The 9,148-nt window shown below is 40.2% G+C and carries 13 protein-coding genes; all 13 read right to left on the bottom strand.

The annotated features are described in order from the left end of the window. The 13 genes from HZ311_RS11615 to HZ311_RS11555 all read right to left on the bottom strand — a co-directional run bounded on the left by HZ311_RS11615 (position 1) and on the right by HZ311_RS11555 (position 8,940). Positions 1-354, bottom strand: coding sequence for a hypothetical protein (locus tag HZ311_RS11615; RefSeq protein WP_232092487.1), 354 nt, complete (start codon positions 352-354; stop codon positions 1-3). 11 nt (positions 355-365) lie between these two features. Beyond that, on the bottom strand, positions 366-749 hold the full coding sequence (locus tag HZ311_RS11610; RefSeq protein ID WP_178946706.1) for a tail assembly chaperone: 384 nt from the start codon (positions 747-749) through the stop codon (positions 366-368). Positions 750-807: 58 nt separating this feature from the next. Further along, complete coding sequence (locus HZ311_RS11605; protein WP_178946705.1) at positions 808-1,386, bottom strand: phage major tail protein, TP901-1 family; 579 nt, start codon at positions 1,384-1,386, stop codon at positions 808-810. 11 nt (positions 1,387-1,397) lie between these two features. Then, the gene (locus HZ311_RS11600) at positions 1,398-1,787 is read right to left on the bottom strand and encodes a DUF3168 domain-containing protein (RefSeq protein ID WP_153830317.1); all 390 of its coding nucleotides are present in this window, start codon (positions 1,785-1,787) and stop codon (positions 1,398-1,400) included. Beyond that, positions 1,784-2,122 carry an HK97-gp10 family putative phage morphogenesis protein gene (locus HZ311_RS11595; RefSeq protein ID WP_178946704.1) on the bottom strand — a complete coding sequence of 113 codons (339 nt, stop codon included), beginning with the start codon at positions 2,120-2,122 and terminating at the stop codon, positions 1,784-1,786. Before HZ311_RS11595 ends, HZ311_RS11600 begins: the two co-directional genes overlap by 4 nt. Further along, a complete protein-coding gene (locus tag HZ311_RS11590) occupies positions 2,115-2,432 on the bottom strand; it encodes a hypothetical protein (protein WP_178946703.1) in 318 nt (105 codons plus the stop codon). Before HZ311_RS11590 ends, HZ311_RS11595 begins: the two co-directional genes overlap by 8 nt. Further along, positions 2,429-2,758 carry a phage head-tail connector protein gene (locus HZ311_RS11585; RefSeq protein ID WP_178946702.1) on the bottom strand — a complete coding sequence of 110 codons (330 nt, stop codon included), beginning with the start codon at positions 2,756-2,758 and terminating at the stop codon, positions 2,429-2,431. Before HZ311_RS11585 ends, HZ311_RS11590 begins: the two co-directional genes overlap by 4 nt. Before the next feature lies 1 nt (position 2,759). After that, the gene (locus tag HZ311_RS11580) at positions 2,760-3,809 is read right to left on the bottom strand and encodes a phage major capsid protein (protein ID WP_178946701.1); all 1,050 of its coding nucleotides are present in this window, start codon (positions 3,807-3,809) and stop codon (positions 2,760-2,762) included. A gap of 12 nt (positions 3,810-3,821) precedes the next feature. Continuing rightward, on the bottom strand, positions 3,822-4,394 hold the full coding sequence (locus tag HZ311_RS11575) for a DUF4355 domain-containing protein (protein WP_178946700.1): 573 nt from the start codon (positions 4,392-4,394) through the stop codon (positions 3,822-3,824). A gap of 413 nt (positions 4,395-4,807) precedes the next feature. Next, the gene (locus HZ311_RS11570; protein ID WP_178946699.1) at positions 4,808-5,707 is read right to left on the bottom strand and encodes a minor capsid protein; all 900 of its coding nucleotides are present in this window, start codon (positions 5,705-5,707) and stop codon (positions 4,808-4,810) included. Beyond that, positions 5,643-7,175 (bottom strand): phage portal protein, encoded by a 1,533-nt coding sequence (locus HZ311_RS11565; protein WP_178946817.1) that lies wholly within the window; start codon positions 7,173-7,175, stop codon positions 5,643-5,645. The genes HZ311_RS11570 and HZ311_RS11565 overlap by 65 nt, the downstream gene beginning before the upstream one ends. A 45-nt stretch (positions 7,176-7,220) precedes the next feature. Beyond that, positions 7,221-8,525: a PBSX family phage terminase large subunit gene (locus HZ311_RS11560; protein WP_178946698.1), complete on the bottom strand. Its 1,305-nt coding sequence runs from the start codon at positions 8,523-8,525 to the stop codon at positions 7,221-7,223. Next, a complete protein-coding gene (locus HZ311_RS11555; protein WP_178946697.1) occupies positions 8,506-8,940 on the bottom strand; it encodes a terminase small subunit in 435 nt (144 codons plus the stop codon). Before HZ311_RS11555 ends, HZ311_RS11560 begins: the two co-directional genes overlap by 20 nt. Positions 8,941-9,148: the final 208 nt, after the last annotated feature.

Genomic DNA, 9,148 nt, shown 5'->3' with positions numbered 1-9,148 from the left:
CTAACCACCTTCTTCCGTTGTATTTGATTGAATAAGCATATTCACAAAATTCTCATCCTTTAAGATCTCTTGTTTCAAGTTTTCTTCTTCATCAATCCCCAAAATGATATTTTCATTCTTTTGGAAATCGAAGAATTCCTTGAATGTCTTAAAAATAGGCTTTCCTTTTTTGTCATATCCTTGCGCTTGTGCAACTAACCAAGCTTGACGATGGATAAAATTATCCTCATCAAGCTTTTTCAATCGTGCAGCCTTCATGCGTAGCTTATATTCGGCTATCGTCATGCGCCCAATTTCTATGAAACTAAAGACATCTAAATAGCGAATACAATTTAGCTTAATTTGCTCATACATTGTTTCAAAATCTACTTGTTCTTGCGTGCCTTCACTTTGGCTCGCTTCTCGAATTTCTGCATTTCCTTTTCTATTTCGGTCGCTTTTTTCTTGGTAAATACCGACTTTTTTAACTCATCGAATACCATGGTGAAGAAATCTGTGTCTTCATGTTCAGCGATATGTTCCGCTAGATCATCGATACTGATCTGTGGTTTTTCTGTTGCATTAGCAATGTGTAATGCGGTAATCAATGTCTCTGTATCTCCGCCTAAAAGATTAAAAACGGTATTTTCTACACCTGCATTCATTGTGACGCCGTTATCCAAATACACTTGATTACGTCGGTTGATTTCTTGTAAGAAGCCAAATCCAAATACGAAATTATATACTTTTTCTTTAATTGTGATTTCCATGATTTCCCTCCAAAAAAAAGACCAAACAAAATTTTGCTTGGTCCTCTGTATTATTATTTTATTTTTCTTCTGGCTCCGGCTCAGGTTTGCTTCCTGCAATAGTGTCTCGGAAAGCGTATTGAACAATCGTAGATTGGTCATCTGTCAGCGTTGCGAATCCTTTTGCGCCAGTCCCATTGACACCAAAATCTAACGACAACTCAACATTCCCTTCGGCTGCCGGGCTTTTACTGAACCCAGTTACATAGCCTTGGTAATAAGTAGCCTTAAATTTACCCTTCCCGTTTGATTCTGCTTTGTTGATTTCCCAGATTTCGACAATATCATCGTTATCCAAAGCCTCTTCCAATTTATCTACCATTGGATCACCTAACGATAAAATAGACGTACAAGAAAAACTGATATCCAAAACTCCAGGAACTCGAATAGGACCATCTTTAGTTGGTGTAGATTCACTATCTTTTGTCTTGCCATGTTCATGATCTGTTTGAAAAGCAAGCTTTCCAGCAGGTTCTTTTTCTGCATCTTTTAGAAGACGGAACAGGAGGATAACATCGATCCCCTTTACGGCCTGCAATTCAGTTGCTGTAGTGGTCTTTGCTGTTGTTTTACCAATAGGTTGTGTGTCTTTTACCATTTTAATTCCCCCTAAAAATTTATAGAGAGGCTTAACATCCCACGCCAAAGTCTGGTATTAGTGCTGTTATCCTCTCTTAATGTGATTGTTGATGATTGTATATCAGTAGATATGAAATAGTTCGGTGTTTCTCTCATTTCTAAGGATGCTAAAAATATTTGATTAGCTAAATCAGAAACAGATTTTCTTTGTTGCGCCAAACCCCATACATTTAGATCGATCGTTACCGTCCCTTTTATTGCTGATTTGGTAGGGAAGTTAGTAATATAGGTGGCTCCTATATCAACGAAAGGATAAGATGTTTCGTTGGCAGGGCGATGATCAAAAACATTTTCTGTGAACCTTCGGCAGAGCTTGTATACTTCATCAAAAATCTCTTGATCGGGCATTTTTTTAATCATCCTACAAGCCTCCTTAAATCAGTTAGAAAACGAACCTTCTGACTGATGAATGCCGGTTTCATATATGGCTGGGCGGACATAAATCGGGTTCCCCATTCCACATACCCTGCATAGTCAGCCCCTGCCATCGACATAGCTGTAAAACCGCTATCCAACATACTAAAATTAATTGAGCGTCTTAAGAAGCTAGTGTCAACCGGGGCTTTTCTTTGTGCGGTTTCGTTCATTTCTGCGCCGTTTGTTCTAATAATCTGACGAACTTCCTTCATCTGAATGTTTCTAGCAAGTTTTTGATCCAGTGCTCGAAGTCCTTTAATTTGTAGCCCTTTAACCATTTAGAGTCACCTCTTTTACAATCAACGTGCTTCGACTGGCGGGTTGCTTTTGTTTGATTAATTTATAAGCTTTACTTTCAAATTCAATGTGATCAAAAATTGGTACCTGTTCCAAGGGCATTAGTCGAATCACTTTGGCACCTTGCTGGATATCTCCGAATATCTCCACAGACTGAGTTGTTCCAACATCCGTTACATTTGCTTGAATGTTTTTTCTTTCTTCTTCCCCTGATATCCACAATGAAGAATCGGTGTCATAAACATCTTTAGTCAGTTTTTTTACAAACACTACTTCATCGTTATATCTCAAAAGAATCCAATCCTTCCTCTGCGTGGCTTAAAAAACTCATCAAGTTCTTTACGCTTATACGCTTCAATCTCACGGTCGTACTCGGCAAAATCTGACTCTGGAAAGGTCATTTTAAGTCCTTCTTGGTCAAACGAGGTCATTCCCTCTTGTCCAATACGATTGAATCGTTTCAAGGTTACCTCATAAAGAATAGACTCAAATTCTTTGGGCAAATCAGAAGCGCCCAACAGTGATGTCAGACGCTCTTTTGTTCTTTTTTCAATTGTAGTGAGCCTTTCTTCTACGGTACCAGATAATAAGGTTTTAACGTCTTCACTCACCGACATATTACTCACCTAGCTTTGCAAGTAACTCGTCTTTTGTGTCCTTATCCGTATAATCAATACCTTGCTCATCTAAGATCATCTTGATTTCGGATTTATTAAGATCTTTGCCTGATCGTGTTTTCTCTGAGGCTTCGTCAGGCTCAATTTTGGCAAAAGCCTCGTCTTTAATGATCATAAATGCGACATCCATCGTAGCACGCAACGCAAATAGCTCTTGCTCAAACAAGTTAACAGGAGATCCATCTTCATTCTTGATGGTAGATAGCTGAGCTTCCTCTGAGATTTTAAAATTGATGTTATACGGAATACCGTAGCGCATGTAATCAAAATCGCCTGCAAATAGCTCACCTTTTGGTAGCGAAGCAAAATCAACAACGGGCAAACCGTTGATCGTATTGTTGCTTCGATCATATGCTAATTCTGTATTGCCGCCGATTACCTTAGACGCTTCTCGCAATTCGCGTCGATTTTTACGGTTAGAGATATAGGCGTTCGCTTCGATTTCGTGCTCTTCTAGCGTGTCTTCTAAATCTAAAATCGTATCAAAGTCTAAAGGTCCAGTGACAATATTTCCTGCTTCTGACACCGATTCTTGCATGGATTGATTGAACGGGTTATTAATGTCTAACAACACCGCTTCGTCAAACTTTTTATAAAATGCTTCGGCAATCCGCGGATGCATCTGTGCAAAAAAGTCCGACATCTTGTAGTTCAAATATTCTCGGGATACGGGTAGGATGACCCCGAGTTTCCGTGTCTCCATTGTGACTTGTAGCCATTTAGCTGTGCTGGTTTTGATTTTTTCACCCTCGCCGACCCAGTATGCGCCTGGTCCTTCGGCAAAGAATTCAAATTTCTTTTCTCGGCCCTGCATTTCCTCAAATCGTGCTAGCTGCATCACCTTCGAGTTTTCCATCGTTTCTTTTAAGATTAATGTGTTGTATTCATCTGGGATTGTCCCGTCCTTCATTTCGTGGACTAAGACGTGATCCGGGTTCCAAGTTTGTGCGAAATACTGGAGATTCATGTTCATTAAGCGTTTGTTTTTCATGTGCAAATCCTCCTATTTGATAATTCTTACTTCCTTAGCCATTTCAGCTTTGGTGGTGTTCCTGTTTTTGTCGCTGCTAGAAAACTGTCCTCCTGCAGCAGGTGGTGTTTGGCGTGCATTTTCTTTCTTGATCTTAGAGACAAACGAGGTAATCACTTCTATCGCCTGTTTTGTTTCTTCTGCATCTTCTCTAGTAACCAATTCGATCAAATCCTCATCGTGCGGCAACTCAGCTTCTGACAGCATTTTAGATGCTTCTGACGCCATTTCTTTCAAAGCTGCTTCTCGCTCAAGCTTAGCGACTTTCTCTTCGAGCTGTTGCTTCTCATGCTTCGCTTTTTCTTCGGCGTTCATTTTAGCGAGTTTTTCTGCTTCGGCCTGTTTGTCTTCAAGCTCTTTTTTGATTTTGTCACGTTCGGCATTCAGCATTTTGGATACTTCATCGCGAGAAAAGGTTTTTCCACCCTCTGGCTTTTCTGGATCAGGTGGTGTTTCACCTTGTCCACCCTCTGGAGGTGTGCCGCCTTCTGGATCCTCTGAGAAAAACTGCAGTTTCATCGGCAATAAAAATTTCTTACTCTTCATGTTTGTCCTCCCACGGTTACGTCCGCTACCCGATAATTTTAGTGAGTTACGCCCACTGGCCGAAATAAAGTGATCAGTTACGCCAATCAATCGAGACTGCTTTTTCTTTTACGCCTAAAAGTGAAAAGGCAAAATAAAAAGTCCAGCATCAACTAGACCTTATCTCTTCATTTAATTTTGAGATCAACTGTTGAATCTTATCAGCGAGCTTTCGCTTTTTCTCCATACCAACAGTACTTTGCTGACGTTTCAAAAGTTTTCTGATCTGAGAATTCGTGTAGTGCACTGTCACTTTATGGTCGCAATTCTCGCATTGCGCATAGGTGTGTTTAATGTCGCCGCTTACCCGTTCTGTTTGGTAATTTACAGATGTAAAGCCTTGGCAAGCGGGACATGTGACTTTATTTCGCATATTAACCTCCGTCTTTTTTGACATATGGTGCTGTGCTGCATTGGCAGTTTGGATGAATTGGCGGCGCATTCGTGCCAATCTCAAAGTCCGCAACAGCAAAGACTTTGTCAGCAAGCTCTGCACAAACACTGCATGCAGATGGTTCGGCGATGTAGATATAATGTTTTACGCCGTATTGCTTGTAGCTTTCTAGCTGCACACCTAACTGTATCCTCGCTGTTTCGGTGCGCATAAGCCTTTCTGCTTCGTACCTTTTAACGTTGAATAAATCCCGAAGCTGTCTAGCCATCATGTTAGGATGTTTCCCTTGGATGATTGACATAGTTAACAGGCGATCTAGTTCAGCTTTCAGCACGGTCATGTTCGACCAAATACGTTGTGAGAAAGTCGCACCGTGAAACGAGGCTCTAGCTAGCTGTCTCACAAACTTTGTGTAACCGGAAAAGATATTTTCATTCATAATACCAGCTCGGCGGCGAGCCTCTGCAAGCCCAGCTTTAGTCAGAATGTCTGCAGTAAATTTTTGCATATCGTCAGATAAGGCAATCAACTCAAGTCCTATTTGAGACTTAAGAAGCTCTAAGCGATTGACCCGCATTGTCAGATTGTGTAGCTTCATCTCTGTGTTAGCAGTGTTGGAGAAATTCTTTTCTCGAACGTACCGCTTTGCTTTACGCTGGTATGCTTTTACATCCATCTCAGACGTAGCCTTTTTAGCTTCAGCGATTGTTATTCCGTTCTTACCAGCAAAATTGCCCCAGTTTGCCTTGATCTCTTTTTCAATCTGATCGAGTGCTTCCTGATACTTTGTAGCAATCTGACGATTTATTGCTCCTTCACTCTTGATCTGTTGCTGGATCCACTCCTGTTCCCTCTTCTTCCAATATGTCATCGTCCCCACCTCCGAACTGCTCAGGATAGTCTGGAGCCTTCGGAGTGCTTGGGCGCTCTTCTGCCACCCTTTCCATCTCGTCTTTGACGCTGTCGATGAAAGATGCGAGTCCTAACATTGTTTCTTGGCTAATTTCAGCTCCTGCTTCAACTAACGCTTTAAGCTCTTCTAAGATTGCTTTTGGCATGTTAGGTACGAACGTCACTTTGATGTCATTAAGTTCCGTATTAGACAACTCATTGATTCCTGCACGCAAATTAAACAATAGACGATAACGACGAATAAGCCCTTTTTTAAATAATCGTTGCTTCACTGAGGTCATCTGTTCGAATCCGAAAAGCTTATGCTTCATCGCTTCTCCTGACTGGTTACTCGAAAAGTTCTGATCTGTTAGATCTGGGACCATTGACATCTCGTGTATATCTGCCCTAATACGGTCTTTATATGCTTCCACACCTGCAACGTCATACTGCTTGTAAATATAACCAGCTGTTACACTCGTCTTATTTCCGTTAATGTCGGTGCCGGATTCCAGCATAAGTATATTGGCATCTCTTTGCTTTAGTACGTCTTCCGTCGAGTACTTATCTGAGTCAAGATCCCCGTTTATTACTAAAAGTGCGTCGTTAAGATCTGTCATATAGTTGGCAGTATCAGATTGCCCAGCATCGTATAAATCAATTAGTGATAACACATCTTCATAGATCCCCATTCTAAAACGATTCGGTGCAAACTCAGTGATTTGTACTTCCTTGTACTCGTGGGGCTGTTCATCTGGATTTTTTAATTCTAATGTTGCTAAATTCGTCTCATCAAAAGTCACAACCTTATCCGCTGTATATACGATTGGCTGGAAAAACATCTGATCACCATGATCTCCAAAACGAGTCTTTGGATATCTTACTGCGGCAATTGGCTCGCGTCTGACATTTGTGTCATATACAACGAACGTCTCAAAAACATTCGAAAGATCTATGTGATCTTCATCATCTTTTCCTCGATGAATAATTTCATAGGCTCTCCCGTATTTAACCATATCGAGCCATATCTCAGTGTTATGACCATCAATATCGTTATTTAAATTAAACTCATCAACAGCATCCTGTGGTTTTCCTTCGTTTACTTGTATCTTAATCGGATTACCTGTGTTATACCCAACATCAAAAGTGGCAAGTACTTTCCCAAAATTGTGAGAACTTCGATGATCAGCCTTATCTTTTTCTTTTCGTCGTCTATTTCGCAAGATATTACTGTTCTTTGCTTTGTAATAGGCATCCAGTGTTTCTAAGCGAGGTACTTGATGTTCTTGGTGATGTCTAATCATAGCAGCTAAAACATCGAGATTACTAAGTAAATCGTCTGCACTTTTATAGCGATAGTGTACGTTTGAATCAACGCTAAAATCTACGTAATTTGTAGTAACTCCTACGGCTGTTCTAGTCCCTATACCGTATTCGAATTCATTTACTTTATTGATCTGATTAATATCGTTTTCGATTTCTTCTTCCAACTGTATCAACTCCTATCCAAAAAATCTCTTGGCTATTTGTATTTTTTTATCTGTATTTGGTTTCTTCTTAAGCCTGAAAATTGCATCGTTCAACGCATACCGAATGGCATCGATGCAATGATTATAAGTGTCGACAGGTTCGTTTTTGTATTCGCTTGTTTTTTTATCTTTCTTCCACGTATAATTTTCAAATTCCTCGATGGTTTTAAAGCAGCGCTCATCAATCACTATCCGATATTGCTGGATGAATTGAATCCCTTGCATGATAGATCCTTTGCCTTTTTTCACTGCTTGAATACGAGAGATTCCTTTGTTTGCAATTTCCGCTATTGACTTCATCTCTGCTGAATCTGCGTATATCCGTTCTTTTGCATAACCGAGACTTTTAACTACTTCAGCAATCTCGTTATTCAGCATATGTTTTTTCACGTACTCCTCGACAACATATAAAGTTTTGTTTTTCTCATCGATTTTTACGTGTACAAATGCGGATGGATCATTCGTAAACCCAAAATCCAAGCCAAAAAAGCTAGGTAATGTCTTAAGCGCTTCTTTGTCCACTAGTTGCTTTTCGTATTTCGGAAAAATCAGCTTGTCCAATGTGGCAAACTCGCCCAGTGCATATATTCGATAGTAAGCAGGATTCCTTTGTTCTAATTCCTCAATTGTCTGCCTATTCTCATCATCCAAAAACTTATTGTTTTGATAGGTCGTGTGATGAATTCCCACACGTTTTGGGTCAACTTCTGCCTCTTCTCCAAAGAAATGCTTAAAAACCCAATTAAGCTTGCTAACTGGGTTAAACATCAAGAATATTTGCCGCTGCTTGTGCTTTCTATCTCTCAAGCGCAACGTCAGCTGGGTATAATCATCAAGCGTGAACTCGGTAGCTTCCTCCATGACAACGTCTGAAATGCCTTTGATTGACTTGATCTTTTCTGGATCATCCATACCTTTAAACAGAAATTCTGCTCCGTTCGGTAGTGTGATTCGAAAGTCTGTCATGTTGACTTTACAGTAATCTAACAGCTTCCAGTCTGCCAAACAAGCTAGCACATCTGCAAAAATGGAATCTTTAATGGATCGGCTAACTTTACGAAGAAACAGCACTTTTCTTGGTTTCGCCCATTTCTGACAAGCTTTTGCAACAACTTTTTGCACAACACCGTGTGATTTTCCGCTACTAGCCCCGCCATAATGAATCTCGGTGAATTTAGAATAATCGAATAAAGTGGCATAAATATGCTTATTAAAAATTTTTGCAGGCTTATCAAAACGTAAAATGATGTTTGTTTTCTTAGTCTGCCTCATTGTCATCCCACGCTCCGACATTGATCACAATATCACCTGTCTGTAAATCAACTTTATCGGTAAACAGCGCATGCCGTTTACCAAGTAATTCAGCAGCTTTCAAGCGGTCTTTAGCACCAACATAAATATCTATCTTAGCCTGTGCTCCTTCTCCAATTCCAATGAGTATCTCTTCTGTTTCTTCGCCCCGCATTACCGCTGTTAAATACTCTAAAACCTCTTGAGCATCCGCAGTTCGTTTGTTTTCCATTTCTTCAAGCCTTTTATCTATATAAGTTCTTAAGTCTGGTTTTGCGAGGTTTTCAGAACCTATTTTATTGGCTGTCTTTTTGCTGTATCCTGCCTTGATTGCTGCCTGTGTTGCATTTCCTAACTCAACATAGTAATCACAAAATCTCTTCTGCTTCTCAGTTAATTTCATGTTAATCACCTTCTCTCCAAACAAAAAGACCACTCAACGAGTGATCTCCTATGTAAAAACTACATCTCAATAATGAGATGTAGTTATAACTCTTTAGGGTTTTGCTAACTGGTAGCTTGGGATTACCCATTCCGCCACAACGACATAATAAGAATAGACAGCAACATATGAACTAACTGCAGGAGCTGAACCCCACATCCTTTAGTTT

Source organism: Enterococcus mundtii (assembly GCF_013394305.1).
Taxonomy (GTDB): domain Bacteria; phylum Bacillota; class Bacilli; order Lactobacillales; family Enterococcaceae; genus Enterococcus_B; species Enterococcus_B pernyi.
Note: the sequence above shows the minus strand (reverse complement) of the source record. Positions and strands in the feature narration are given on the sequence as shown.

Coding starts and splice junctions, on each gene's coding strand:
- HZ311_RS11580 (WP_178946701.1), bottom strand. CDS start 3,809: ATGAAAAACAAACGCTTAATGAACATGAATCTCCAGTATTTCGCACAA.
- HZ311_RS11560 (WP_178946698.1), bottom strand. CDS start 8,525: ATGACAATGAGGCAGACTAAGAAAACAAACATCATTTTACGTTTTGAT.
- HZ311_RS11595 (WP_178946704.1), bottom strand. CDS start 2,122: ATGGTTAAAGGGCTACAAATTAAAGGACTTCGAGCACTGGATCAAAAA.
- HZ311_RS11555 (WP_178946697.1), bottom strand. CDS start 8,940: ATGAAATTAACTGAGAAGCAGAAGAGATTTTGTGATTACTATGTTGAG.
- HZ311_RS11600 (WP_153830317.1), bottom strand. CDS start 1,787: ATGATTAAAAAAATGCCCGATCAAGAGATTTTTGATGAAGTATACAAG.
- HZ311_RS11585 (WP_178946702.1), bottom strand. CDS start 2,758: ATGTCGGTGAGTGAAGACGTTAAAACCTTATTATCTGGTACCGTAGAA.
- HZ311_RS11615 (WP_232092487.1), bottom strand. CDS start 354: ATGTATGAGCAAATTAAGCTAAATTGTATTCGCTATTTAGATGTCTTT.
- HZ311_RS11575 (WP_178946700.1), bottom strand. CDS start 4,394: ATGAAGAGTAAGAAATTTTTATTGCCGATGAAACTGCAGTTTTTCTCA.
- HZ311_RS11605 (WP_178946705.1), bottom strand. CDS start 1,386: ATGGTAAAAGACACACAACCTATTGGTAAAACAACAGCAAAGACCACT.
- HZ311_RS11610 (WP_178946706.1), bottom strand. CDS start 749: ATGGAAATCACAATTAAAGAAAAAGTATATAATTTCGTATTTGGATTT.